At 59.2% G+C, this 24,835-nt stretch carries 24 protein-coding genes; 13 read left to right on the top strand and 11 right to left on the bottom strand.

Annotation, left to right across the window (positions count from 1 at the left end):
• Window positions 1–75: 75 nt before the first annotated feature.
• A complete protein-coding gene (locus tag HALTADL_RS05110; RefSeq protein ID WP_089671287.1) occupies window positions 76–870 on the bottom strand; it encodes a VOC family protein in 795 nt (264 codons plus the stop codon).
• Between the two features lie 137 nt (window positions 871–1,007).
• Window positions 1,008–4,409 carry a carboxypeptidase regulatory-like domain-containing protein gene (locus HALTADL_RS05105; RefSeq protein ID WP_162551672.1) on the bottom strand — a complete coding sequence of 1,134 codons (3,402 nt, stop codon included), beginning with the start codon at window positions 4,407–4,409 and terminating at the stop codon, window positions 1,008–1,010.
• Between the two features lie 309 nt (window positions 4,410–4,718).
• On the opposite strand from HALTADL_RS05105, the gene HALTADL_RS05100 reads away from it, so the two are divergent.
• Window positions 4,719–5,123 (top strand): zinc ribbon domain-containing protein, encoded by a 405-nt coding sequence (locus HALTADL_RS05100; protein ID WP_089671289.1) that lies wholly within the window; start codon window positions 4,719–4,721, stop codon window positions 5,121–5,123.
• A gap of 31 nt (window positions 5,124–5,154) precedes the next feature.
• Here HALTADL_RS05100 and HALTADL_RS05095 read toward each other — a convergent pair whose 3' ends face one another.
• The 4 genes from HALTADL_RS05095 to HALTADL_RS05080 all read right to left on the bottom strand — a co-directional run bounded on the left by HALTADL_RS05095 (window position 5,155) and on the right by HALTADL_RS05080 (window position 9,347).
• Window positions 5,155–6,420, bottom strand: a complete 1,266-nt coding sequence (locus HALTADL_RS05095; protein WP_089671290.1) for a hypothetical protein — start codon at window positions 6,418–6,420, stop codon at window positions 5,155–5,157.
• A gap of 396 nt (window positions 6,421–6,816) precedes the next feature.
• On the bottom strand, window positions 6,817–7,692 hold the full coding sequence (locus HALTADL_RS05090) for a hypothetical protein (protein ID WP_089671291.1): 876 nt from the start codon (window positions 7,690–7,692) through the stop codon (window positions 6,817–6,819).
• A gap of 57 nt (window positions 7,693–7,749) precedes the next feature.
• A complete protein-coding gene (locus tag HALTADL_RS05085) occupies window positions 7,750–8,241 on the bottom strand; it encodes a TIGR04206 family protein (RefSeq protein ID WP_089671292.1) in 492 nt (163 codons plus the stop codon).
• Window positions 8,238–9,347 carry an OBG GTPase family GTP-binding protein gene (locus HALTADL_RS05080; protein WP_089671293.1) on the bottom strand — a complete coding sequence of 370 codons (1,110 nt, stop codon included), beginning with the start codon at window positions 9,345–9,347 and terminating at the stop codon, window positions 8,238–8,240. Before HALTADL_RS05080 ends, HALTADL_RS05085 begins: the two co-directional genes overlap by 4 nt.
• A 158-nt stretch (window positions 9,348–9,505) precedes the next feature.
• On the opposite strand from HALTADL_RS05080, the gene HALTADL_RS05075 reads away from it, so the two are divergent.
• From HALTADL_RS05075 to HALTADL_RS05020, 12 genes are all read left to right on the top strand, one after another.
• A complete protein-coding gene (locus tag HALTADL_RS05075) occupies window positions 9,506–9,709 on the top strand; it encodes a VNG_1110C family protein (RefSeq protein ID WP_089671294.1) in 204 nt (67 codons plus the stop codon).
• Window positions 9,710–9,771: 62 nt separating this feature from the next.
• Window positions 9,772–10,149: a DUF7541 family protein gene (locus tag HALTADL_RS05070; RefSeq protein WP_089671295.1), complete on the top strand. Its 378-nt coding sequence runs from the start codon at window positions 9,772–9,774 to the stop codon at window positions 10,147–10,149.
• 41 nt (window positions 10,150–10,190) lie between these two features.
• On the top strand, window positions 10,191–10,595 hold the full coding sequence (locus HALTADL_RS05065; RefSeq protein WP_089671296.1) for a DUF6684 family protein: 405 nt from the start codon (window positions 10,191–10,193) through the stop codon (window positions 10,593–10,595).
• A gap of 120 nt (window positions 10,596–10,715) precedes the next feature.
• The gene (locus tag HALTADL_RS05060) at window positions 10,716–12,479 is read left to right on the top strand and encodes a cbb3-type cytochrome c oxidase subunit I (RefSeq protein WP_100190898.1); all 1,764 of its coding nucleotides are present in this window, start codon (window positions 10,716–10,718) and stop codon (window positions 12,477–12,479) included.
• 177 nt (window positions 12,480–12,656) lie between these two features.
• Window positions 12,657–13,181: a preprotein translocase subunit SecD family protein gene (locus tag HALTADL_RS05055; RefSeq protein WP_143054194.1), complete on the top strand. Its 525-nt coding sequence runs from the start codon at window positions 12,657–12,659 to the stop codon at window positions 13,179–13,181.
• Window positions 13,182–13,338: 157 nt separating this feature from the next.
• Window positions 13,339–13,719 carry a DUF7520 family protein gene (locus tag HALTADL_RS17930; protein ID WP_321166919.1) on the top strand — a complete coding sequence of 127 codons (381 nt, stop codon included), beginning with the start codon at window positions 13,339–13,341 and terminating at the stop codon, window positions 13,717–13,719.
• 333 nt (window positions 13,720–14,052) lie between these two features.
• A complete protein-coding gene (locus tag HALTADL_RS05045; protein ID WP_089673831.1) occupies window positions 14,053–15,027 on the top strand; it encodes an NAD-dependent epimerase/dehydratase family protein in 975 nt (324 codons plus the stop codon).
• Window positions 15,024–15,644, top strand: a complete 621-nt coding sequence (locus tag HALTADL_RS05040; RefSeq protein WP_162551671.1) for a glycosyltransferase family 2 protein — start codon at window positions 15,024–15,026, stop codon at window positions 15,642–15,644. Before HALTADL_RS05045 ends, HALTADL_RS05040 begins: the two co-directional genes overlap by 4 nt.
• Complete coding sequence (locus HALTADL_RS05035) at window positions 15,634–17,430, top strand: ABC transporter ATP-binding protein (RefSeq protein ID WP_089673833.1); 1,797 nt, start codon at window positions 15,634–15,636, stop codon at window positions 17,428–17,430. The genes HALTADL_RS05040 and HALTADL_RS05035 overlap by 11 nt, the downstream gene beginning before the upstream one ends.
• 174 nt (window positions 17,431–17,604) lie before the next feature.
• Window positions 17,605–18,351 (top strand): GNAT family N-acetyltransferase, encoded by a 747-nt coding sequence (locus tag HALTADL_RS05030; protein WP_089673834.1) that lies wholly within the window; start codon window positions 17,605–17,607, stop codon window positions 18,349–18,351.
• A gap of 63 nt (window positions 18,352–18,414) precedes the next feature.
• A complete protein-coding gene (locus HALTADL_RS05025) occupies window positions 18,415–19,338 on the top strand; it encodes a MinD/ParA family ATP-binding protein (protein WP_089673835.1) in 924 nt (307 codons plus the stop codon).
• A 61-nt stretch (window positions 19,339–19,399) separates the two neighbouring features.
• A complete protein-coding gene (locus HALTADL_RS05020; RefSeq protein ID WP_089673836.1) occupies window positions 19,400–19,627 on the top strand; it encodes a hypothetical protein in 228 nt (75 codons plus the stop codon).
• A gap of 22 nt (window positions 19,628–19,649) precedes the next feature.
• On the opposite strand, the gene HALTADL_RS05015 is transcribed toward HALTADL_RS05020, so the two are convergent.
• The 5 genes from HALTADL_RS05015 to acs form a co-directional block, all read right to left on the bottom strand.
• Window positions 19,650–19,868, bottom strand: a complete 219-nt coding sequence (locus tag HALTADL_RS05015; protein ID WP_089673837.1) for a hypothetical protein — start codon at window positions 19,866–19,868, stop codon at window positions 19,650–19,652.
• Between the two features lie 16 nt (window positions 19,869–19,884).
• Window positions 19,885–20,349: a universal stress protein gene (locus HALTADL_RS05010; protein ID WP_089673838.1), complete on the bottom strand. Its 465-nt coding sequence runs from the start codon at window positions 20,347–20,349 to the stop codon at window positions 19,885–19,887.
• Between the two features lie 2 nt (window positions 20,350–20,351).
• On the bottom strand, window positions 20,352–22,055 hold the full coding sequence (locus HALTADL_RS05005; protein ID WP_089673839.1) for a sodium:solute symporter family transporter: 1,704 nt from the start codon (window positions 22,053–22,055) through the stop codon (window positions 20,352–20,354).
• Window positions 22,052–22,513 carry a DUF4212 domain-containing protein gene (locus tag HALTADL_RS05000; protein WP_089673840.1) on the bottom strand — a complete coding sequence of 154 codons (462 nt, stop codon included), beginning with the start codon at window positions 22,511–22,513 and terminating at the stop codon, window positions 22,052–22,054. Before HALTADL_RS05000 ends, HALTADL_RS05005 begins: the two co-directional genes overlap by 4 nt.
• Window positions 22,514–22,613: 100 nt before the next feature.
• The gene (gene acs, locus HALTADL_RS04995) at window positions 22,614–24,605 is read right to left on the bottom strand and encodes an acetate--CoA ligase (RefSeq protein ID WP_089673841.1); all 1,992 of its coding nucleotides are present in this window, start codon (window positions 24,603–24,605) and stop codon (window positions 22,614–22,616) included.
• Between the last annotated feature and the right edge of the window lie 230 nt (window positions 24,606–24,835).

The following is a 24,835-nucleotide window of genomic DNA, read 5'->3' as shown; positions in this document are numbered from 1 at the left end:
AGCAACTGCTGGGAGCCATATCACAAAAAGTGTGTGTTCTATTCGGTACTTTCTGGTGCCGCGAGACTGGGTAAGCTAGAACGGGAACAGTGACTCAGCGTCGAGGTCGCGCTCGATGAGTTCGATCTCGTGGCCGTCCTGATCCTTGGTGAAGGCGTACATGTTGTCGCAGGCGTCCGGATCGCGGTAGTCGTCGGCCTCCCGAAGCATCAACTGGTCCCAATCCTCTTGGAGGTCGTCGACGCGAATCCCGAGATGGCCCCACGCGTCGCCCATCGTGTAGGAGCGCCCGTCGTAGTTGTAAGTGAGTTCGAGCCACATCGACTCCTTCGCGCCGTCTTCGGGGGCCATGAAGTAGTTCGCAAAGGAGCTGGCCTCCCAGCGGGAACGCGGTTCGACGTACTCGAATTTCCGGGTCCAGAAGCCCAGCGCCTCGTCGGCGTCCTCGACGCGGATCATCGTGTGGTCGAGCGACCAACGTGCGCCGTAGTCGCGCTGGACGATCTCGACCTCGTGGCCGTCGGGGTCTTTGACGAACGCATAGCGCCCGCCACAGGATTCGGGATCACGGTAGTCCTCAACGCCTTCGTCCATGAGCTGCTCGTAGTGGGCTTCGAGTTCGCCCTCGGGAACCCGAACGGCGATGTGGCCCCACGCATCACCGACTTCCTCGGTGGTCTCGCCGTGGTTGGAAGTGAGTTCGAGCATTGCGCCGTCGTCAGCCATTCCTTCCGGCCCGAGATAGACGATGCTGAAATCGTCGCCCTCGTGGCGGTCTTTCTCCTCGTAGCCCAGATGTGTCCCATACCAGTCGACCGACGTTTCGAGGTCGTCGACGCGCAGCATCACGTGATCAATGGTTCCAGTCATACATAATCGATATTGAACGCTGGGTCGAAAAGGATACCGAAGGCTGTCGAAACCACTGGTTCGGTGAGGCGTCGACGCTCCGGATCGACAGTCCTCACAGCCGGGCTGTACCGGAGGTGTATATTGATTCGTGGCGTTCAGGTCCACTGGCCGAGAAGGTGCATCGCACCGGTGACTGTCGCCGCGACCGCAACATCCCGGCTTCGGATGCCAAATATCCCGAACAGCCCCTCTGGGTCGGGTTCTGACGGATCTCCGGATCCGGGTGCCTCACTCTGTGTCGGCCCTTCGCTGTCGATACTGTTTATTTGTGTTTCATTCTCGGAATCAGGTTCGGTAACGGTGAGCTGGCCGGTCCGTTCGTCGTCCTCGGTCCGGACAGTGTAATTGTATTCGCCGACCGGAAGCACGACGAACTCTTCGGACAGATCCAGTGAGGCTGCTTCGCCACCGTCGAGTGTCACCGATTGGTCCCTGATCGTCTCACCGTTGAGATCGAATTCGACCAGTTGTCGATCCGCGATCTCACCGCTGTTGACAATCGTCGTTTCGATTGCCGAGAGTCGCTGGCCGCGAACGACCTCCGCCTCATCGGTCAGCGATTCGATCTCGAAGTTCGAGGGGTTGTCGAGATCGTCGACGACTCGCACGCCGCGTCTGTCGATGAGTCGGTTGTCGATGAGCCGCCCCTGTGAGTAGAACTCGACTTCGACTCGTTCGCCCGGCTCGAACGCCGAGAAGTCCTCTGTCACCTCGAAGCTGCCGTCCTCGCTGATTTCGACCTGTTCGATGGTGATCGTCTGTGGATTCGGACGGTTGCTTGCGACCAACTGCATCTCGACCTGTGAGCCGGGCGCGATGTTCGTCTCGCCCGCGATGACGCTTCCCGCTTCGGCGGCGACGATCAGCTCACCATCCAGTGTGGTCTCGCCGTAATCGATGTACGGATCCTCGAAAACGAACGAATTGCTGGCACGTTCTGTCGTGTCGCTTGCCCCGTAGTACGGGAAGTGTTCGACCCCGTCGACTTCGCTTACGGCGGGATCAAACGGATCGGGTGGGGTGCCGAAGGAGTAGTCCGGATATGTGTATCGTTCATCCGGCGGTGACTCGTAGGCGATATCAAACGTCAGTTCGTCACCATCCTGCGGCTGATTATTGAACGGGTCGCTTCCACGTGTATCGATAACGATGTAAAACCCGCCAATGAGGGGATCACTACCCAGCGTGTCGGTGTTGTCCCACAGATCTGCAGTGTCGTCCGGTAACACGCGGAGATCACTGCTGTCGACGTTGTCGAACTGGAGCGTCGAGCCGCCGTGGTTCGGGCCACCGAACTCGGTCGTCGTGAGCCCAATATGGATGCCTTCGTGACGTTCAAGGAGCGTGTTGATCTGTTCGAGCGGGATGTTGTCGACATCGCCGTCGGCTACTGCGGCCTGCTCGCTGGCTGCCTGATCGAACAGTGCGCCGTACATCCCGCTCGACTGCACCTCGATGAGGATCCGATCACCCCGAGCGATCTGATCGGTCTCGGTTGCCTCTCCGAGTAGTGATCCGATATCACCGGAGCCGATGGGTTCGCCCCCGTCTTCGAACTGGTCGACTTGATCTGCCGGCCCCGGGGGAAGCGTGTAGATCGTCACATTGCCGACCTCCGGTTGGGTCAGTACGAGATTCGACCGGGCAATCGGCTGGCGGAAATCCGGAATCCCGTCGTTTCGGTCGATAACCGTCCCGCTTCCCCCAGCGACGAGTTGATACCGATTAGCCTGAAGTGGGCTCCCCATCGGAGACACGCCCTGTTGCGTTCGGAACTGGGCAAGCGTTGTGGCGATCTCGTCTCCGTTTTCGTTCTCGAACGAAACGTCTTCGAACTCCCCTGTGGGTTCGCTGTCGGCCCCAATCGAGTGGGCGTAGCTCGTGACATCCCCATTGATAGGTATGTAGACATCCTCAGAATCCCGATCACTGCCGACGAGTCGGGTATTGATGACGAACGTAGCGTCACCTGAAACGCGCAGCACGTCGATGTGGTTCTCGAAGTTGCCGCCGTTGGCATCCTCATCGCCGCCGATCATCACATAGGCCTCGTCGAGGTCACCGCTCGAAATACTCACCTCAACGAAGTCACCAGCTGGTGACTGGTAGTCCGTCTCGGAGAACTCCGCCTGTTCGGAGTCGAAGACGTTCGAGACCTCGAACGATTCGGTTTGGGTCGCTCCGAGTGCCGAGAGTTCGACGGTGTACTGCCCATCGTTGATCTGCTGGCGTTCGGGGACGGTGAACGTCGTCTCGCCTTCGAACGTCCCGTACTCGGTGTCGAATGTTCTTTCGGAGACGATCCCGTCGATGTTGAAGTCGACTGTATCGTACACGGTTTCGTTGAACGAGTATTTCACGGTCACTTCATCACCAGTCTGCCAGAAGTCTGGCGAGACCGAGTCGATACTGAGTTCGATGTCGGTTGTCCGCTTGATCGCGAAATCGGCTTGCGCCGTTTCCCCCTGTTTGATTTCGATCTGTCGACTCGTAGCCTCGTAATCCTCGTGTTTGACCGTCATCTTGTGGGTGCCGAACGGAAGTTCCTCGAACGTGTACGTCCCGTCCGGGTTGGTCTCAACCGACTTCTCGCCCTCGACCGTGACCGTAATTCCATTTAGCGGGATATTATCGTTACCATCCACAGACTGTGCGACGGTTCCGGAAAGCGCTCCATCGGTATGCTCTAGTTCGAAGTCGACGGTGTTGCCGCCGTTCGATATCGTTCGAGATTCCTGTTCAGTGACGAACGTATCCGCCGAGGCAATGATCGTCCGTGTTTCTTCGGGTGAGGTCGTACTCACGGGAACCGAGTCAATCGTGTACGCACCGTTCGAATCAGTCGTGTCGTTCAGCGGCCCCAGACCCGGCCAGATATCCGACCCACCGTCCTCCAACTCTTCGATCCTGACAGTTGCGCCCCGAACCGAATCGGAACCAGTGTTCTCAACTGACCCCGAAACTGTTGTGAGATCCTCCTCCATATCGGGGTCGACAGTGGTCGTACTGTCTTCGGTCACCGTAACTGTGGTCGGTCCGAACTGTTTGAACCCGTCTTGTTTGGCCGTGAGTTCAACTGTTCCTGTCGGCACTTCGATCTGGTAGGAGCCGTCGCTACTGGTTGTCTCGGCAGATGATAGATCCGTTTCATCATCGTCAATTAGCCGCTGGTCTTTACTGTTGTCGTGGCTAATTTCGATATCGACATCGGGAATATTCCCGTCGATTTTACCGGACGATGAGGCTGTTCCCGAAATCGTTCCGGTGGTTCGCTCTAGGGTCACGTCTTTTGTTACTGGTGAGTTGGTCGTTGAGATAGAAACTGAACTGGTAATGTTCTCGTATTTTGCCTGCGTGACTGCAATTTCCTGTGTGTCGTATGGTACATCCCGAAGTGTGTACTCCCCGTTCGAGTCAGTCGTCGTGCTAAGATGCGTCCCGTACCCAACAATCTCGACGTTTGCGTTCTCGATCCCTTCGCCGGCTTCGTTCGTCACTGTTCCTCTGACATCGCCACTAGCTTCGGCATCGTGGTTGGCGATGACGCCACCAGTCAGTAGTATGCTTCCCGATAGAACCAACAGCAGCGAAAAAACAGCGACTCGACGATATCGCCCGAAAACTAAGGATCTCATGATTGTGGAACGGATATGCAGTAGATATTAGTTGATCTCTCTAGAGGTATATAATCTTCTGGCTACAATTCTCAGTTTGGATAATTTGTGGCGTTGCCGGTCGACGGGAGATCGATCCACACACAGATGGAAGGCTTGATGTGGTAACCTTTCATTGAGCCACCAACGAGCATGCCGGAGTGTACAAATTGTGGTAACCAGGTAGAGGAATCGGACAACTTCTGTTCGAACTGCGGGGAGCCACAGAACGCGACCGCTCAAAATCAGCTTGATCAGAAAATAGCCACACGGGCGAACCAACAGGCCGGATCGAGTCAGTCGACGAGCCAACGGAGCCAGCGAGACGAGATCATCGAGCGCGCGAGCTATGCCGTCGGCTTTATTTTCGTCGTCTCGGCGATCTCAGTGCTCCCGAGTCTCGGTGGCGTGTTCACGCTCCTCGGCGGCATCCTGCTGTTTCCCCCCGTCCGGCAGCTCTCTGCGCGAGTATTCGGCTCACCACTCAAAGTCGAGTTCAACGCAGCTGTCGCAGTGGTTCTGATGCTTCTCGGTACTGCGATTCATTACCTCGTATAAATCGTCGCTACAAGTCGTCTGCTGTCGCTGCCTATCGCCGCCGCCAGACGACGAACGTCGCCAACGAGAGCACGGTCATGACGGCCCCGATAATCGCCTGTGGATACAGCACTCCAATAATCGTGCTGACGATCCCGCCGTCGCTCCCGTCGTTTTCGTTGGTCTCGGGCTCGGAGCCTTCGACCGTGACCGTTCCCTCGACGCTGTCGCCCTCGGTGCTGACGACGTAGGCGACCTCACCCGGCTCTGTGGGGGCTGGAAGCGTCATCGACACTGTGGTTTCGTCCCCGCCGTCGAGCTGTGTTTCGACCGAGGAGCGGGACTCGCCCAGCTCGAAGACGACATCTCGTCGCTCGGCAGTCGACCACTCGTTTTGCACTGTCGCAGTGATAGTTACCGATTCGCCGGGGTCGACGCGGTCCGAAATGTCGAGTTCCGAGATCGTAAATGGCCCGCTTTCAGAGGTACTACTCGGCAGACCCGCAGTTTCGGTACGGCCGGTGTCGGTCACCTCAACAGTGATTGCGTCAGGGAATGTCTCGATGGTGCTGAAATCAGTCTCCAGAGACCCATCGCTGAACCCACGGAGCACGATAACGCCCTCGTCTTCGTAGGCATCGTACATTCGGTGGCGTTGTTCGAACGGCTTCCGGTCGGCGAACGGTCTGTTGTGTTCTCGGAGCGTTCGATCACTCATGAACACCTGCTCTAACTCGCTGTAAGAAAGCGACGGACTGCTCACGTTGACGTTGTACCGGACGCGGTTCGACGTTAGTTCGATTTCCCGATCACTCTGGGATGTGCTGGCTGAACCGGCTTCCCACTCCACGGTCAGCGTCTGTTCGACTACCTCGAAGGGAGTTGCGTTTTCGATGGTGGCAGTGCCAGTCACAGCCCCATCGTCGACGGTAACGGTCGTCTCGCGACTATCGCTGGGGACTAGTACGTACGTGTCATCGAGGTCGACCGTCTCAACGGTTGTCCCGCTGCTGTCGAACTTGATCTCGCGGACGACTGTTCCGAGTTCGTCAGCTTCGGTATCGTACTCCCGAACGAGGAGTTGCTCGGTGTCAGTCTCGTTGTGAGGATCACCAAACCATAGCGTCTGACCCTGCCAGTAGAGTCCGCCGGAACTCAAATGTTCGTCACCACCGTTTCGGTCGCCGTCGTCCGTATGAGAAAACAGCACCGACTGGTCGGTAGTCGCTGCCGATGCACCCACAGCACCTACACTCGCGGCCGCCCCAAGCACGGCAAGAACTACGACACACACCACGACCGACATGCGCTCATCCATACTTCACCCGTTGAAACCGGCTGAAACGGAGCTGAGCGATTGATTCGGGTAGTCGGAGTGTGGCTGGTTCATACCAATCTTCTGTAACGCGGATGTATTATACCCATCGCAACTACCCATTCTTTTTCTCGATATGTTGGTGTTGCTACTCACGAATTCCGCTCCGCTGCTATCAGTCGACCTCCAAGCTACTATCAGTCGACCTCTAAGACGGCCGTGGCTGCCTGCCTGCGTGCCCCGACGTGATTTACAAGAAACGACGTCGTCGCAGCGATAGTCTCCGAGTCGACGTCAGTGTTTATTGCCAACAGTACACAACGCAGTTCAGCTGCTAGTTTTGTTTCGGATGCTGTGCGGTGTTCGGGTTTCTTTTTATGAATTTGGACCCAGTGTCGGCTATATTGACTCCATGAATTCGGTCTGGAGACGCTGGGTGTCGACCGTCGAAAGCGCCGTCGAGACGTGGGCGGCCAGAATCTCGAACAGATCGATGTTCGTCTCGTCGACGTCGTCGATATCGTAGTAGACCGCCACGAGGACGGCGGTGGCATCACCGGCTGGAATCCGGATCGCAATCGTCTCACCCGGCTGTTCGTTACGAATCTTGTCGAATCCAGCGCCGTCTATCACCGTGTTGAGGGCTTCGGTCTCGTGTAACTCCCGTTTGGCCCGTTCAAGATCACCGGTATCGATGTCCGGCAGCGTCGTGTCGACGATGTAGGCCTCATCGTTCTCAGCAATCACGAAGGTTGCGCCACTGCCGTCGAGGACGAACTCGACGACCTCGATACAGAGCGCGCTCACCGATTCGATACCGGTCGACTGGTTGAGCACTTTGCCGTAGTTGTTGAGCGTCTCTAATTTCTGGGCGAACTGCTCGACGGTCGCCAGCGTTTGGCGGTTTTGGGTATCGTACAGCCCGACGAGCAGCCCCGCCAGCATCCCGGCACTCCCGGCGTCGACGGCTCCCAACAGGAGCGTCAAGCCATCCTGTGTACTGGTGCCGGTCAGCAGCGTAAACACGGCCACGAAGCCGACCGCGCCACCGACCGCCCACGACACGATAAGCGTTGCATACTCGTCGTACTCCTCACGGATCGCAATTGTGACTCCTGTGTAGACGATTGCTGCCGCGACGAAAATGAACGGCACCGTATTCAACAGGACGACGGCAGCGGTTTCGGGAAACCGAACGTACTGGAGCGCTTGCAGCGTCCCGAGGAGGACACCACACACGACGAGTCCCCCGCCGATAACTGATCTGTACTCCATTTATGATTGATAATACTGGGTCGGAATATAAAACTACGGTCGACTGAGAGATGATCATTAGTCGACCGGTCGACGGCCGGTGCCGAGTCGCCGAAGCGCTGGCCAGTAGAACCACCAGACGACGATTCCGGTCGCCACCGCGCCGACTGGGGCCGTTCCGGAGACGCCGCTGCCAGCCAGCCTCTGCCAGACGATCAGCGAGCCAACCGCCGACAGGACGAGGAGACCAGTCGTGAGCCGTGGATCTTCGCGGTCGACAATCACCCCACTGGCCGCGCTGACGAGTGCGCCACAGTAAAAGCCGAGACTGATCGGCCACACCTGGAGCGACCACGGCAGGCTCCCGAACCCTCGTGCTGCATCGAGATAGCTTGGGAGCCAAAAGGCGTGCCACGGGTTGGTATTGACGAGCCCCCACGACATAATGAACGTCAGATCGCCACTGGAGAGAACGATCCATGGCACGACAGCAAGCAAACAGACCGCCAGTAGCGCCGCTGGCGTCGACGTTCGGTCTCCCGTGTGATCCGCACCAGGGGTTCGGCTCACCGTGTGATCGTAATCCGCAGGACGTCTTCGTCAGCGAGTGTGTGCTCCTCGCCGACCTGCTGGTCGTCGTGTTTCGCACTCGGGCCGCTGACACGTGCAAACCGGAATCGCTCTTCGAACTCGCCGCCGAGTTTGACCAGCGCATCACCGATTGTGGCCCCCTTTTTGAGCACCAGCGGCTCCTCGTAGTCGACGCCCTTGCTCGGGCGATCCATATAAATGCGGATCAGGCCGAGTTTCTCCCAGATCCGTTCTTTGAGCGCGTCGAGTCCCTTCTCCTTCTCGGCGCTGATAAACGTACACTCGTCGGGATCAATGTCGTGGGACCTGAGTTGGTCTTTCACCGTCGGGACGTAGCTCGGGTCGACCAAGTCGGTCTTGTTGACCGCGACCATCGAGGGGATGTAGATGCGGTTGTCCATCATGCCGTCGATGACTTCGTCGATGGTTGGGTCGCCGCGAACGGTCACTTCGGCGTTGACGTAGCCGTGTTCTCGGAGGACGCCCTTGATCGTCCCCTCGTCGAGACTGACGCTGTCGCTTTTGTTGACCTGAATCCCGTTTTTGTGTCGTTTGCGAATGTGGAGGCTCGGCGGCTCGGTATCCAGTCGGATCTTGTTGTAGTACAGCTCCTTGTCGAGCCGTTCGTACTGGTCGATCTCGAACACCGACAGCAGGAAGACAGCGAGATCAGCAGTTCGGACCACAGACAGCACCTCTTTGCCGCCACCGCGACCGTCGGCCGCCCCCTCGATGAGGCCCGGGACGTCGAGAATCTGGATGTTGGCCCCGCGATATTTGAGCATGCCGGGGTTGACATCCAGCGTCGTAAACTCGTAGGAGCCAGTCTCGCTGTCAGCATTCGTGAGAGCGTTGATCAGCGTCGACTTCCCGACGCTGGGAAACCCCACGAGCGCGACCGTGGCATCGCCGTGTTTCTCGACGGAGTAGCCACCGCCGCCGCCCGCAGACGACTGGTTTTCCAGTTTCTCCTTTTTTTCCGCGAGTTTCGACTTCAGCCGGCCGATGTGTGCCTCGGTCGACTTGTTGTATGGCGTCGAACTGATCTCTTCGCGGATCGATTCGATCTCCTCCTCCAATCCCATTATCGGTCACTGGGCTATCGCCGTCGAAAAAGCTGTTCATTCGGCGGGTTTCATCGCTCGGCCGGGCTGTCGACAAATCACTGCCTTCGGCACCCAGTCGCCGAAACCAACAATTCGACACGGTTTTACATGACGTAGCTTACCTGTCGACTACCGATATGCCGGACCCCTCCCATCTCCGCGATAGCACGCAGATCGAACTCCCCGCAGAGACGCTCAATGGGTTTCGAGACCAGCTCGAAGCCGAGTTTACGGTGACGATCCTCCAGGATGATTCGACGCAGTGCCGGATCGTCGGCAGCCCAGTCGAGATCAAGGCTGTCAGTGGCTTTTTGAGTCGACACGGCGTTGCGCTTCGGTGAGTCTTCGCTGATTTTCCCGACGTTCCGAAGCGTTTCTTAGGCTGGGTATCCTCTGTCAGTGTATGGAAGAGACCCCGGGACTCAGCGACCAGTATCGGAAGGCGAGTCCGTGGCCGGTGTTTATCGCCCTCGGCGTGCCGATCTCCGAACTCGGACTCGTGTTCAACGTGTTCCCGGTTGCGGTCGCCGGACTGCTGTTGTTCTGTGGCTGTATCGCCGGGATGCTTCAGGAATCGGGCTACGTCGACGTCCCGTGGTCGGCTCTGGGCGTGATGGCGCTGCTGTTGTTCGTCTTCGGTGCCGCGGTGCTGTATCTGAACCCACTGTCCCGCGTCGACTTGACACTGCGCGCGTACGCGATGATTGCAAGCGGCGGGATCTTGGTGTCGGCGGTGGTTGCGGGCAAACTGTTCGTCCCGAAACAGCAACTAGCCAGCTAAAACTAGTAACCTATTTGGGCGGCCTCTCCCACGGTGTGGGTATGGAAACCGAGATCTTCGACAAGGAGACGATCCTGGACCTGATGGTCAACTTCATTCCACTGGGGATCATCCTGTTTTTCTTCGGCGTGTACAGTATCTACGCTCCGTGGGGGTTCGACCTCCTGCCGTCCGGACAGATGTATGGCATTATGGGAATCATGTTTGTCGCACTGTTGATACTGACCTACATCTCGGCGAAGGCCATCGCCGGCGACGAGAAGCGAGCGGCCGTCTACCCGCAGGGCCAAGCTGGCCTCGATGGTGCAAAGACCGTCGACGAGATCGAACACGGGATCGAAGCCGATGAGGCTGGCGCCGAACCGGAGAGCGCTGCTGCAGAGGCCGACGAGACCGCTGGTTCTGATGCCGAATCGGAGACCGCTGAGTCGACGAAATCCGAGTAGATCCCCAATCGATACCACCGTCAGCAGGCGGGCCGCTCGGCGGCCACCCGAATCTTTCTTTACCCTGCAATACTGAATCTTGGTATGGATATTAGTGCGCAGATCAGTCTGACGGTGCTGATGGGGGTGTTTCTCGTCGCCGTCGCCACGTGGCTCACTCGGGTCGAGAACTGGCGATCCTACACGCCAGTCGGCGGTGGCTCATTCATCGACAAGTCGGGTTACGTCGACGCTGAGAAACCTGCGGGAATCATTCGCTGGCTGACGACGGTCGACCACAAGGACATCGGCATCCTCTACGGACTCTACGGGATATTTGCCTTCGCGGTCGGCGGGCTCATGGTCACCGTGATGCGGTTGGATCTCATCACGACCGAATCGATTCTCGGAACTGCAACCTACAACGGTCTCCTGACGAGCCACGGAATCACGATGCTGTTCCTCTTCGGAACACCGATTATCGCAGCCTTCGCAAACTACCTGATCCCGATACTCATCGGTGCCGACGACATGGCGTTCCCGCGAATCAACGCCATCGCCTTCTGGCTGTTGCCGCCCGCGGCACTCCTGATCTGGGCGGGCTTCTTCGCCAAGCCGCTCGGCCTGTTCGGACCCGCACAGACGGCGTGGACAATGTACACGCCGCTGTCGCTGGGGGCGGCTGGTGGGAGCGGTGATATGGTCGGCGGGGCTGGCGTCGACCTGCTGTTACTCGGATTGCACCTCTCAGGGGTCGCCGCGACGATGGGTGCGATCAACTTCATCGCGACCATCTTCACCCAGCGCGGCGAGAAGGTGACGTGGGCGAACCTCGATATCTTTTCGTGGACAGTCCTCACTCAGTCGGGGCTCATCCTGTTTGCCTTTCCCCTCCTGGGCAGCGCGCTGGTGATGTTGCTGGCTGACCGGAACTTCGGCACGACTTTCTTCCTCTCGGATGGCGGCAATATACTATACCAGCACCTGTTTTGGTTCTTCGGCCACCCCGAAGTCTACATCCTCGTGTTGCCGATGATGGGGATCATCAGCTACGTCCTCCCGCGGTTTGCGGGCAGACAGCTGTTCGGCTTCAAGTTCGTCGTTTACTCCACGCTCGCAATTGGTGTGCTGTCGTTCGGTGTCTGGGCTCACCACATGTTCGCGACCGGCATGGACCCACGCCTCCGAACCTCCTTTATGGCGGTGTCGATGGCGATTGCGATCCCCTCCGCGGTCAAGACGTTCAACTGGATCACGACGCTGTGGAACGGAAAGATTCGCCTGACGACGCCGATGCTGTTCTGTATCGGCTTCATCTCCAACTTCATCATTGGCGGCGTCACCGGCGTCTTCCTCGCGTCGATCCCGGTCGACCTCGTGCTTCACGACACCTACTACGTGGTCGGTCACTTCCACTACATCGTGATGGGTGCGATTGCGTTTGCTGGCTTCGCGGGCATCTACTACTGGTTCCCGCTTGTCACCAACCGAATGTATCAGGCCAGTCTCGGCAAGGCCCACTTCTGGCTGACGATGATCGGGACGAACATCACGTTCTTCGCGATGATCCTGCTGGGCTACGGCGGGATGCCGCGGCGATACGCGACCTACCTGCCGCAGTTCGCCAGTCTTCACCAGATGGCCACGGTCGGTGCGCTGATCATCTTCGTCGGTCAGCTCATCTGGTTCTGGAACATGGTGTCGTCGTGGTTCGAGGGCAAACGCGTCGAAAGCGGTGATCCGTGGAACCTCGCCGACGACGGCGTCAACACCGTCGAATGGCAGTGGTTCGAGAGCAAACTCGAGACCTCGCTGGCCACTGACGGTGGCGATGAAGACGCCGACGTGGCGACCGACGGTGGACAGCCAGTCGACGAGACGGCTGAGACGACCGACTCGGAGTAGCTTTTTCCTTTTTCCTTTTCCCTTTTTTCCCTTTTTTCCCTTTTTTCCGACGTTCAAAGGATGTCGACGGAGTCGACTGGCTGACGTGTGTTTCGTATCCAACCCACCGACGAACTGATTGTCGCCAGTTCTGTCAGTGGCCTATTTTTATATCACTGCATCTGAGAAACACGAACGATGACACTGACGAGACGCCGAGTGGTGCTGTGCTGTGGAACCGCGGGTGTGGCTGGCATTGCTGGCTGTCTGGGGAGCGTCGGAGAGAACGGCGATTCACCAACCGGTGAGTCGACTACCGAGTTCACCGACATCAACACGACCGTCGACTTTCGGGCGACACTCCATCTCGGCACCGAGCGTCTGCTGTTCACCGCGAGTGATATCGCTTCGATTGGTGCCGTCTCGGTGAGCGAGCGGATGGGACCAACCGTCCCAGTCGAACTCACGAGCGACGGAACGACCGGCGTCACCGAGACGGCCGAGACGGTACGGTTGGACGAAACGTATGGGAACGCAGAAATCGCCATTATGCTCGATGGCGAGGAACTCAATCGGTTCGGGATCGCTCCATCGTTGGCCTCGGAAATGGCTGCCGGCGAGTGGGACGGCTCGTTTATTCTCACCTTCGAGAGTCGGACGCAGGCCGAGACGTTCCACGACCGACTCACCGACACTGACTCTCCCTCACGCGAGGCTACATAATCAGCACGATACCGGTCGTAAACATCATGAGGGCGATTCCGGCGAGGACCAGCCCAAGCAGGTCGCTGTCTTCCATACAGGGTGTTGGCCGCCGCAGTGCAAAACGGCGTCGGTCGACAGACGAAACGCCTAATTTCGTCCCGCCTCGAATGTAGGTGTGTCCTCCGGACTGCGCGGCCAACGAGTCGTCGTCGGGCTGTATCTCATCATCGTCGCCTTCACCGGTTTCGCTGGCTACATGACCGCTTCCGTCGTCGACCAGATCAACCCGCCACGGTTCCTGTTTCTTATCGAGTTTCCCCCGACACCGCTGGGGCTGGCGGCGTTCGGCGCGCTGACTATCGGCCTCCTGCTTGGCATCCTACTGCTCGCAGTCACTGCGGTCTCCACCCGATTCGATGACGCCGATCCCGGTTCCGAGGAGTCGACTGAGTCGACAGATTCAGCAGCACAGCCGACCAGTTCGACACCACAGTCGACCGACTCCGTCGAGCAGTCAACCGAGTCGACCGAGTCGACCAAGTCGACCAAGGACTGAGTTCCACACCGCTCAGCGGTGGTCGCGAATGTGACCGCCTCTCACACAGCCCCATACTGTCAAACAGCACTCGCATCTCTCTTAGCTGTACGTCATCTACGTACATTTAATTAAGCGTGCTTACTGGTTAGATCGTCTCTATTATTCGAACCCGTTAGATTCGGATTCGAGACCGTCTGTCTGGATATAAATAGCATTACGTGTAATTCCCTAGATAGATGCCGGTTGGTGTGGTGTCCTAGGAGGAGACGCTATGGTGTCCCCTCCACACACCAACCGACGAGTACAACCAACACCGACCACTCGGCAGCCGCAGACTGACGGGGGTGGTGTATGAACCAGTCCGACCCAGCCCTCACTGATAAGCGAGTGCTTATTACCGGCGGCGCTGGGTTCATCGGCTCGAACCTCGCGAACTATCTGTCGACCGCCAACGACGTCATCGCCGTCGACGATCTGTATCTCGGGACGGAATCGAACCTCGTCGACGACGTGACGTTCAAAGAACGGAGTGTCCTCGATGACGATCTCGACGAAGCAGTCGGTGACGTCGACGTGCTGTATCATTTGGCGGCGCTTTCCTCCCGCCAGATGCACGAGTCGAACCCACAGCAAGGGGTTCGGGTGAACGTCGAAGGGTTCGTCAACACCATCGAGTCCGTTCGTGAGACGTGTGAGTCAGTCGTCTACGCGTCGACGTCATCGATCTACGGGGATCGAACGGAGCCGTCTCCGACCTCGATGGATGTGGAGGCCGAAACGGGCTACGAGGCATCGAAACTCGCCCGGGAACGGTACGCCGAGTACTACAGCAACCACCACGGGCTGAACATCGCGGGGCTCCGGTTTTTCTCGGTGTATCAGGGGTTCGGTGGCAACGAGGCCCACAAAGGCCAGTTTGCGAACACGGTCGCCCAGTTCGCCGATGCAATCGCCACCGGCCAGCAGCCGGAACTGTTCGGTGACGGTAGCCAGACGCGTGACTTTACGCATGTCGACGATGTCGTTCGGGCGCTCGATCTGACTGCTGCCGAGCAGCTCACAGGCGTCTACAACGTCGGCACCGGGGAGTCGTACTCGTTCAACGAGATGGTTCGGCTCATCAACGACGCTCTCGGGACCGACGTCGAGCCGATCTACGTCGACTGTCCGTTCGATGGCTACGTGAGCGATACCCTCGCCGACACATCGACGTTTCGGGAGTCGACAGGATGGACGCCGCAGGTCGAGTTCGAAGAGGGAGTCCGACGAGTCTGTGCACCGTACACTGCGCCGGAGGCAGTCGAAGGGATAGAGGTGGAGGGATGAGTGACCGAGAGACCGACAAAACGGTCTCGGTTATCATCGCCTCACACACCTGGGGACGATACGGGCTGTTCAAAGAGGCGATCCAGTCGATCCAAAATCAGACCTACGATGATATCGAGCTTGTCCTCCCACTCGATGGCGACCCGGATATGGTCGAGACGACTGAGCTACTGACTGATGGCGGTGTCGAGATCACGTATAACCCGGAAACGACGGGGTTAGCTGAAGCTCGGAACCGTGGCGCAGACAACGCCAGTGGCGATATCTATGCGTTCCTCGATGACGACTGCGTTGCGGCTCCCGACTGGGTTGCTGAACTCGTCGACGCCTTCGAGGATGGAGCCATCGCGGCTGGCGGTCCAGCGATACCCGAATGGCCCGCTGAGAGACCGATACACATCCCGCGTGAGTTCGACTGGCTGATCGGTGGCGGTCCATACCACGACGAAGCAACAGAGATCAGAAACACCTACGGCTGCAATATCGCGTTTCGCGCCGACATCTTCGACGAGTTGGGCGGCTTCGACACGGCCCACGGCAAAAACGGGAACATGGCCCAAGCAGAAGAGACTGAGCTGTGTATCAGGAAACATAAATCAGGCTCGAATGAACGATAGACAACACGATATTTCGTGGCGGGAGAAGGCGGCTGCGATACGCAACGTCGTTGCGTTCCGACCGCGGTTCCTCGCTGGACTCGTCGTCTTAGGTGGGTGTACCGCGTTTCTCGAAGGAATCGGCCTCAGCTTCATTTATCCGATTATGGAGGTCGCCCAGTCGGATGGCGAGACGCTGCCCTCGGGTCCGATCATGGACGGCTTTCTCACGGTTTACGAGATAGCTGGCGTTCCGTTCGAGTTGGGCTATTTGGTGTTGGGGATCAGTGGGGTGATGATCATTCGGTTTACCTCCTCGTTCCTCGTTGCGTGGCTGCGGTCTATCCTGGAGATGAGTTACCAAGAGGAGCTACGGACCCAAGCGTTCGACTCCACGCTCGATGCTGACGTCGGCTACTTCGACGACGCGGGATCGGACGACATTCTGAACGCGATTATCACCGAAACGCGGTATTCGGGACGTGTGATTCGGCGCGGCGTCGAAGCGATGGAGACGCTGTTTTTGATGCTAATTTACCTCGGTATCATGCTGTTTATCGCCCCGCGGATGACGCTGTATGCAATCGTCTTGCTCGGTGGGATTACCTATCTCCTCCGCAACGTGATCGAACCGGGATACACAGTCGGTGATCGTGTCGCCAGCGCGAACGAGGCGATCCAGCAGTCGGTGCAAGCCGGCACACAGGGCATTCGTGACGTCAAACTGTTCGGTCTCGGTGAGGAACTGTTCGCGGAGTTCCTCCAGTCGGTCCGACAGTACACACGGTCGTCGATCAACTTGGAGCGGAACAAAGCCGCACTGCAGAACGGTTACGATCTCGCGGCCGCGCTCTCGCTTTTCGCGCTGATCTATGTCGGCTTTAGGTACTCCGGACTCTCGCTGGGCGCTCTCGGTATTTTGCTCTTTGCGATGTTCCGTCTCGCCCCACTCACGAGTCGACTGAACAGTCATGTGTATCAGGCCGAGGGAAACTTGTCGCACCTCATTCGAACCCAATCGTTTGTCGAACGGTTACAACAGCAGGTCGAAGACACCGGCGAGCGGCCGGTCTCCGAGGTTCGCCACATTCGATTCGATGGGGTCTCGTTTTCGTACGACAAGGACGAACAGGTACTCTCCGGGCTCTCCTTCGAGATCGAGAAAGGCGAGTTCATTTCGTTTGTTGGCCAGTCGGGGGCCGGGAAGTCGACAATCGTCTCGCTTCTGGCCCGGATGTACGACCCCGACCGAGGCGACATTCTGGCCAACGGGGTTCCGATTGCCGAGTACGACCTCACAGCGTGGCGCGAGCGAATCGCCGTGGTGCGCCAACAGCCCTACATCTTCAACGACACGCTAGCAAACAACGTGACGATTGGCAACCGCGAGGCGACCAGCGCCGACGTCGAGCGTGTCTGTCAAATCGCAAAAGTCGACGAGTTCGTCGACGGTCTCCCGAACGGCTACGAATCTCAACTCGGTGATGACGGGGTTCGGTTATCGGGTGGCCAACGACAACGGTTGGCACTCGCTCGGGCACTGCTGAAGGATGCGGACTTCCTCGTGTTGGACGAGGCCACGAGTGACCTCGATTCGAGCTTAGAGCGCGATGTACAGGCCGCAATCGAGTCGATGAATCGAGAGTACGGGATCATCGCTATCGCACATCGGCTCTCGACAGTGCAGAACGCGGATCGCATTTATACGGTCGACGACGGCGAGATCGTCGAAACCGGCACCCACCACGAGCTCCTGACCGACGATGGCGAGTATTCGAAACTGTATACGATCCAGTCACAGGGGTAGAGACGGTCGACGCTACTGCCGAGGGGTGATCGAACAGTAGTCAACTGTTCAATTTTAGACCGAAATATGAGTTGTTATACTGCTACTGCAATCTCAAACACGATTTTAAACCCTAACTGGAGATATTTCTGATCAGTCACTGGTTTTTAGTGGCAGTCTATGGTAACAGTACACATGGAAATCCGGCCAGCAGCAGCGACCGACCACGAGGCGATCCGCGATGTGGCCGAGGCATCGTTGGATGCCTCCTACAGCCACGCGGTCGACGACGACACCCGCGAGCAGGCCCTCAAAGCGTGGTACGACCCCGACACCGTTGCCGACCGCCTCGACGACGACGCCACGGCGTTCATCGTCGCCATCGAGGACGGTTCGGTCGTCGGCGTCGTTCAGGGTGAGGTCATCGAGGGACCGGATCTCGTCGGGCGGATCGACTGGCTCCACGTCGACCCCAAGCGCCGCGGCGAGGGGGTCGGGAGTTCGCTCCTCAGTCGAATCGAACAGCGACTCCGCGAGCAAAGCGTCGACGTGATCGAGGGTCGGGTGCTGGCAGCCAACACCGCTGGCGGCGACTTCTATGTGTCCCATTCGTTCAGTGAGACCACCGAGCGAACCGTCGAGATCGGTGGCCGAGAGTTCACCGAGCGGCGATACCGGAAACGGTACGATGGCGAGGAGCCGACCCTCTCATCGTTCGAGACCGACGCCGAGCAGTTGTATATCGCCACCGACGAACGCGAGCGGGGGTCGGCTGGCCCGTTTTATCCGGCCTACACCGACACCGACCGCAACGACCGCTATGGCTACGTCTGCGGGCCCTGCAACAGCACCGACGTCGGGATGGACCCGATGGGTCGACTCGAATGTAGCGACTGTGGCAACGCGCGGAAACCCACCCGGTGGGACGCCGCCTACCTCTGATCTATTCTCAGCCGTGATTTTCACAAACGTGGATTTATCATGTTGTCCCCATGATGGCATCGTATGGCAGACGGGCGCGTCCTCGCGGTCGCCGGAGCGAAAGGCGGCGTCGGCAAGACCACCACAGCGGTAAATCTCGGCGTTGCGCTCGCCGAAGCAGGCGAGACAGTCGCCATCGTCGAGATGGATCTAGCGATGGCCAACATCGTCGACTTCCTCCAGTTCGAACCCGACAAAACCCTCCACGACGTACTGTCCGGAACCGTTACGACAACTGAGGCACTCTATGCTATCGAAGACCGACTCCACGTGCTCCCGGCGGGCACCGAACTCGCGGATTTCAACGCGATCAACGTCGCCGCACTTGCGCCGGTCGTCCGCAGCCTGCGACCGGCCTACGACTGGATCATCCTCGACACCGCCGCGGGCGTGAGTCCAGAGACGATCTACCCGCTTCGACTCTCCGACGAGGTGATTATCGTCTCAACGCCGCGGGTCGCCTCGATCCGGGATGCGAAAAAGACTATTGAGCTGGCCGACCGCGTCAACGGGACGGTCGGCGGCGTCGTCTTCGTCCGCGCAGGCACCGGCAAGGCACCCCCGCCGGAGCGATTGGCGGGCTTTCTCGACGCCGACCTGCTGGGCTCGGTGCCGAACGATCCGACAGTCGCCGAGGCTCAAGATCGGAGCCAGCCGGTCTCGTCGTACGATCCAGAGAGCCCGGCGGCCGAAGCCTACCAGCAGATCGCCGACAACCTGATTCTCTCGGCACCCAACTCGGGCGATGACAGCGAGGAAGTCCTCGGCACCGGCGGCGTGAGCGACCTCCAGAACGCCGAGAAGATCGCCGAAAGCGCGGCCAACGCCGACCCCGACAACCTCGATGGCTCGACCCGACCGCTGGAGGACGACGAACTGTCGACCACCGACGCCGCAGACGATGACAGCGGCTTCGAGTTCGTCAAACGCAAAGGCGACTCGAAGTAGCCTGTAGCCTCCTCTCTCTACTGGGCGAGCTTTTTACCGACAGTCGACCGAAGGGGTAGCTATGGGAAACGAATCGAGACGAGACGGTGGAAGCGCGTTTCCGGATGGATTTGCGATTCCGATTACGGGACTGCTCGCGTTTCTGTTCGCGCTGATGGCCGGGATGAGCGTGTATCCGGCACTCTCTGGTTCACCCGGGGATATCGCGCTGCCGATTGTGTTCGGTGCTGCGAGCATCATCTCGTTTCGTCTCAGACAGCGGTATATCGCTGCACAGGACGCTCCGTAAAAGCGACCCAGCCGGTCGCAGGTTACTGCTTTGTGGCCTGTCCGAGCGAAAAGAAGAATCCGAAGTAGGCCGGGATTCCCGCGACCATGAACAGATAGAATGCCCATGTGGGAGCGGTCACGAAGACGAGATCGAACAGGAGCGACACGAGCCCGACCCAGACGACCGCGAACATCAGGTCGTGGAGCATCCCGGTTCTGTTCTCGCTGGCATGCTCACGAAGCCGGTCGACGAGGCTCATGTGGACTCCTGATCGGTCATTCGTCGTCTCGTAGGTAGTCGACCACGAGGACGGGGACGTGGGTCGACCGGAGCGTGCGTTCGGTGACGCTGCCGAGCAGTGCGCGTCGGACGCCCGACCGGCCGTGGCTGCCCATCACGATGAGGTCGACGTCGTACTCGTCGGCGTAGTCGGCGACGACGGCGTGGGGTCGACCGCCGGCGTGATGTTCGACCACCGAGACGCCGAGTGGCTCTGCCTGCTCTCGGACGTAGCCGGTGGCCGCCTCGGCGTCTTCGCGGAGATCGGTCATCCCCCCGAAATTACCTTGACTGATCCGGTCGAGCTGTTCGGTGCCGAGACCGTAGCTGACGGCGTCGACGTCGGCGACGAACAGCGCGTGGAGTTCGGCGTCGTACTTTGCGGCGAGGTCGACCGCGTGGTCGACGGCTGCCTCGGCGACACTACTTCCGTCGGTTGGGACGAGTATGCGGTCGTACATTGTTAGTCGTCTGCGGGGGTTCGGTTGTTGTTACGCTTTTCGGCAACCACATCGGCCGCCGTCTTGTCTTTCGGCATCGGATCGGGGCTGTGACACTGTCGGACCATCATCTTCGTGTCGACCGGTGGTTCGTCGGTCACCGCCGAGACGGCGATCACGATACAGAAGACGATTGGCGTTGCGATGAGCGCCGAGCCGACTGCTGGCATCCACGTCGCAAGGAACTCGATGCCCCACCCCTCGCCACCGTTAACGATCCCGAAGTTGCCCTCGTTGAGCATCGGAATGAACCAGAGGACGAGCCCCGAGACCATCCCGGCGAGTGCGCCCTGTCGGTTGGCGTTTTCCCACCAGAGTCCAAGGAAGAACATCGGGAACAGCACGATGGCGGCCAGTGAGAACGCAAAGCCGACGAGTGCGGCAATCGGCTGCTGTGGATCGAGCGCGAAGACGATTGTCAGCAGGCCGATGGCGATGATGCTCAGTCGACCAACCAACACCTGCTGGCGCTGGGTCGCGTCCTCGTTGATGATGTTGGCGTAGATGTCGTGGGAGATCGCCGAGGAGGCGGCGATGAACAGTCCCGCGACCGTTGCAACTGCGGCGGCGATCCCGCCGGCGGCCACCAGTCCGACGAGCCACGTCGGCAGCCCGGCGAGCTGTGAGGCCAACACGACGATCACGTCGCCGGCGGCACTACTCATTCCGGGGTCACCGTACACCGCCCCGATCTCGCGGCCGTACAGCGCGGTTCCGAACGCCGCGAAGGCGGGCGCGCTCAGGTAGAGTAGGCAGATGAAAAACAGGCCCCAGGTGCAGGACCAGCGGGCGACGCGCTCGTTTTGGACCGTGTAGAACCGCACGAGGACGTGCGGCAGCCCACAGGTTCCGAAGACGAGGCTGAAACAGGTCGCAATCCACAGGTAGTAGCTCCCGCCGGCGAACGGCGCGGAGAACTCTGCACTGAGTTCGCTAATCAACATACCGTACTCGATCTGCGGGAGGACCGTCGAGAACCCCGCCGACCAGCCGGTGACGAGTAATCCGATCAGGAACGCACTGATCAGGATGACGAACTGTAACACCATGTTCTTGGTCGCCCCCAGCATGCCTGACAGCGCTAAGTAGCCGATGGTGACGACCATGAACAGGACCATCATGGCTTGGTAGGCGCTCAACCCGGCCAGCGGAACGACGTTCGTGATATCACCGAGGATGTACATCCCGACCAGCCCCATCCCGCGGGCCTGACCGAGTGCGTAGACGAAGCCGATAAGGAACGTGGTGACCGCCGCCAGCGCGCGAGCGGCATCCGAGTTGAATCGGTCGCCGACGAAGTCCGGGGCGGTGTACTTGCCGAACCGTCGCATCTGGGCGGCTAGGAAGATGAGCAAAATGAAGTACCCCGTCGTCCAGCCGACGACGTAGGCCAGCCCGTAGACGCCCGACAACGCGATGAGGGAGGCCATCCCGAGGTAGGAGGCCGCCGACATCCAGTTGGCTCCAATTGCCATTCCGTTTTCGACGTTCCCGATTGAGCGGCCAGCAACCCACATGTTGCCGGTGTCGGCGACTTTGTAGAAGTAGCCAACGCCGAGGAACGACAGCATCATCGTCACGACGATGATTCCCGGCAGGAGTTTGAACGAAATGTTGAGTCCTTCCGGCAGCAGTTCCTGTTGGAGCACGGTCGCACTGAGGCTCATCCGTCGACACCCCCGTCAGTCGCCGCAACGTCCTCGCTGCCGGTCGTCTCTGTCGTCCCCATCTCCTCGGCGCGCATCTGGGTGATGCCGTACTTCTCGTCGATCTGGTCGCGTTTGCGTGCGTACCACACCGACAGCAGCAACGCCGACGATGGGGCACCGATTGCAATCAAAAAGTAGTGCAGCGGGAAGCCGATTACCGGCATCGTCGACGTCATCAACTCCGGCGCGATGCGGGTCAGCGTGATCGGGCCGAACGTGGTGAACGTCCAGATCGCGAACCCGATCCAAATAATCTTCAGATGATCCCGCATGAACGGGGTCGCCGGCTTGAGGAGATTGATCTCCACGTCGAGGTACTCTGTTTGTCGCTCTCGTTCTACATCCGTCATGCCGCCATCCGTTTCGATGCCGTCGGAGACCTCGGATGAACGACCGTGCGTGTCAGTATCTTCCATTGTGTTATTTACTTTTAATCATTATAGTTACAGCCAAGCCATCCCCCCTCGTCGGAGTAGATGAACTGGCGCGGCTGGAGCAGCCGCGAGTAACTATCGGTTAGTCGTTCTGTGCTTGCTGCTGGATGTCGGAGACGACATCCGGGTTCCGCAGGGTGCTGGTATCGCCGAGTTCGTCCTCGTTGGCGATGTTTTCGAGCAGTCGACGCATGATCTTTCCAGACCGCGTCTTCGGCAGCTCAGGCGTGAAGATCACGGCTTCGGGTCGGGCAATCGGCCCGATAGCGTCCTCGACGCCCTCGATGATCGCCTCCCGGAGCTCCTCGTTTTCTTCGTAGCCGTCCTCGGTGATGACGTAGGTGTAGACGGCCTCGCCCTTGATATCGTGGTCGCCGCCGACGACCGCTGCTTCGGCGACGCCCTCGACGCCGACGATCGCCGACTCGATCTCCATGGTACCGAGGCGGTGGCCCGAGACGTTGAGCACGTCGTCGACACGACCCAGCACGGTGATGTAACCGTCCTCGTCGATCTTCGCGCCGTCCTCTGGGAAGTATACCCAGTCCGACGAATCGTCGCTGTCGACGTCCGAATACTCCCGCCAGTACTCGTTGATAAATCGTTCGTCGTTTTTGTAGAGGGTGCGGAGCATGCCGGGCCACGGCTTGTTGACAACGAGGTAACCGGCCTCACCGGCCCCGACGGGGCTACCGCTCATGTCGACGACGTCGGCACTGAGCCCCGGCAGCGGCGGCCCGGCCGAGCCGGGTTTCATCTTGCCAACGCCCGGCAAGGTCGTGAGCATCATCCCGCCAGTTTCGGTCTGCCACCAGGTGTCGATGACCGGGCACTCCTCGTCGCCGATATGTTGGTAGTACCATTTCCACGCGCGCGGATTGATTGGCTCGCCCACTGTTCCAAGCAGTCGCAGCGAGGAGAGATCGTGGCTGTCGGGGTACTCTTCGCCCCACTTCATGAAGGCTCGAATCGCCGTTGGCGCGGTGTAGAGCTGATTGGCTTCGTACTCCTCGATGATCTCCCAGAGGCGGTCGCGGTCGGGGTAGTCGGGTGTTCCCTCGTACATCATCGTCGTCGTGCCGAGCGCGAGCGGGCCGTAGACGATGTAGGAGTGGCCAGTGATCCAGCCGATATCCGCCGCACAGAAGTAGGTGTCGTCGGGTTTGATGTCCAAGACGGACTGAGAGGTCCACGCAGCCCACGAGAGATAGCCACCCGTGGTGTGTTTGACACCCTTCGGCTGGCCGGTGGTTCCCGAGGTGTACATGAGGAACAGCATGTCCTCGGCGTCCCGGTCGACCGGCTCGATCGTTTCGCCCTCGTGGTCGTCGACGAGGTCGGCGTAGCTGTGCTGTGTGTCGCTCCGCTCGTGGCCGAACGAATCGTCGTCGGGCAGGCGGTCGACGACCACCGTGTCGGTCCCGTGGTCGACGCCATCAAGCCCCTCGTTGGCTTTTGATAGGTGGTCGAGGGGGTCGCCACGGCGGTAGTAGCCGTCACAGGTGACCAGGTATTCGGAATCGGCGGCGTTCATCCGGGTGGCCAGTGCGTCGGCCGAAAAGCCGGCGAAGACGACCGAGTGGGGGGCACCGATCCGGGCACACGCCAGCATGGCGACCGGGAGCTCCGGGATCATCGGCATATACATCGTCACCACGTCGTCCTCTTCGACGCCCATATCGCGGAGCGCGGCGGCGAACTCGTTTACCTCGCGGTGGAGTTCGCCATATGTGTAGGTTCGGTTCGCCTCGTCGACTGGTTCGCCGACCCACTCGATGGCGGCTTCGTCGCTCCGCTCGTCGAGATGGCGGTCCAGACAGTTCTCGGAGGCGTTGAGTTCGCCGTCGACGAACCATTCATAAAATGGGGGATTACTGTCGTCGAGGACTTGGTCGTAATCGCTGTTCCAGTCGAGGAGGTCGGCGGCGGCCTCCCAACACTCCGGCCAGTTGTTCTCGAACTCATCGTAAATTGAGGGGTCGGAGACGTTCGCCTGTTCGACAAACGATTCGGGGGGTTCGAACGAGTCCTGTTCGGCCAATCTGGCCTCAAGGTCGACATCTGTCTCAGACATACGTACCGATTGTCTCTATTGACAATGATAAATCTATGCCAACAACCATCATGGGAAAAAAGTCTGTTTGCGAAATAAGTTGGATATTATCGGTCGACGGAGCCAAGCACGATATCCAGCCTACCGAGGTCGACAGAGTGTCCGGAGCCACACCCCATGCAGTGTCGCTGTGAACCATGTAATCGCATCAATGGGTTTATTCTGACCCAAACCGTCACACCCAGAAGAAC

It is taken from the genome of Halohasta litchfieldiae (assembly GCF_002788215.1).
Taxonomy (GTDB): domain Archaea; phylum Halobacteriota; class Halobacteria; order Halobacteriales; family Haloferacaceae; genus Halohasta; species Halohasta litchfieldiae.
Note: the sequence above shows the minus strand (reverse complement) of the source record. Positions and strands in the feature narration are given on the sequence as shown.

What these genes read in the sequence shown, in the direction of transcription:
- HALTADL_RS05045 (WP_089673831.1), top strand. Translation starts at nt 14,053, where the DNA reads ATGAACCAGTCCGACCCAGCCCTCACTGATAAGCGAGTGCTTATTACC.
- HALTADL_RS05060 (WP_100190898.1), top strand. Translation starts at nt 10,716, where the DNA reads ATGGGGGTGTTTCTCGTCGCCGTCGCCACGTGGCTCACTCGGGTCGAG.
- HALTADL_RS05100 (WP_089671289.1), top strand. Translation starts at nt 4,719, where the DNA reads ATGCCGGAGTGTACAAATTGTGGTAACCAGGTAGAGGAATCGGACAAC.
- acs (WP_089673841.1), bottom strand. Translation starts at nt 24,605, where the DNA reads ATGTCTGAGACAGATGTCGACCTTGAGGCCAGATTGGCCGAACAGGAC.
- HALTADL_RS05015 (WP_089673837.1), bottom strand. Translation starts at nt 19,868, where the DNA reads ATGAGCCTCGTCGACCGGCTTCGTGAGCATGCCAGCGAGAACAGAACC.
- HALTADL_RS05025 (WP_089673835.1), top strand. Translation starts at nt 18,415, where the DNA reads ATGGCAGACGGGCGCGTCCTCGCGGTCGCCGGAGCGAAAGGCGGCGTC.
- HALTADL_RS05075 (WP_089671294.1), top strand. Translation starts at nt 9,506, where the DNA reads ATGCCGGACCCCTCCCATCTCCGCGATAGCACGCAGATCGAACTCCCC.
- HALTADL_RS05110 (WP_089671287.1), bottom strand. Translation starts at nt 870, where the DNA reads ATGACTGGAACCATTGATCACGTGATGCTGCGCGTCGACGACCTCGAA.
- HALTADL_RS05005 (WP_089673839.1), bottom strand. Translation starts at nt 22,055, where the DNA reads ATGAGCCTCAGTGCGACCGTGCTCCAACAGGAACTGCTGCCGGAAGGA.
- HALTADL_RS05070 (WP_089671295.1), top strand. Translation starts at nt 9,772, where the DNA reads ATGGAAGAGACCCCGGGACTCAGCGACCAGTATCGGAAGGCGAGTCCG.
- HALTADL_RS05095 (WP_089671290.1), bottom strand. Translation starts at nt 6,420, where the DNA reads ATGGATGAGCGCATGTCGGTCGTGGTGTGTGTCGTAGTTCTTGCCGTG.
- HALTADL_RS05030 (WP_089673834.1), top strand. Translation starts at nt 17,605, where the DNA reads ATGGAAATCCGGCCAGCAGCAGCGACCGACCACGAGGCGATCCGCGAT.
- HALTADL_RS05055 (WP_143054194.1), top strand. Translation starts at nt 12,657, where the DNA reads ATGACACTGACGAGACGCCGAGTGGTGCTGTGCTGTGGAACCGCGGGT.
- HALTADL_RS05010 (WP_089673838.1), bottom strand. Translation starts at nt 20,349, where the DNA reads ATGTACGACCGCATACTCGTCCCAACCGACGGAAGTAGTGTCGCCGAG.
- HALTADL_RS05090 (WP_089671291.1), bottom strand. Translation starts at nt 7,692, where the DNA reads ATGGAGTACAGATCAGTTATCGGCGGGGGACTCGTCGTGTGTGGTGTC.
- HALTADL_RS05020 (WP_089673836.1), top strand. Translation starts at nt 19,400, where the DNA reads ATGGGAAACGAATCGAGACGAGACGGTGGAAGCGCGTTTCCGGATGGA.
- HALTADL_RS05000 (WP_089673840.1), bottom strand. Translation starts at nt 22,513, where the DNA reads ATGGAAGATACTGACACGCACGGTCGTTCATCCGAGGTCTCCGACGGC.
- HALTADL_RS05065 (WP_089671296.1), top strand. Translation starts at nt 10,191, where the DNA reads ATGGAAACCGAGATCTTCGACAAGGAGACGATCCTGGACCTGATGGTC.
- HALTADL_RS05035 (WP_089673833.1), top strand. Translation starts at nt 15,634, where the DNA reads ATGAACGATAGACAACACGATATTTCGTGGCGGGAGAAGGCGGCTGCG.
- HALTADL_RS05080 (WP_089671293.1), bottom strand. Translation starts at nt 9,347, where the DNA reads ATGGGATTGGAGGAGGAGATCGAATCGATCCGCGAAGAGATCAGTTCG.
- HALTADL_RS05040 (WP_162551671.1), top strand. Translation starts at nt 15,024, where the DNA reads ATGAGTGACCGAGAGACCGACAAAACGGTCTCGGTTATCATCGCCTCA.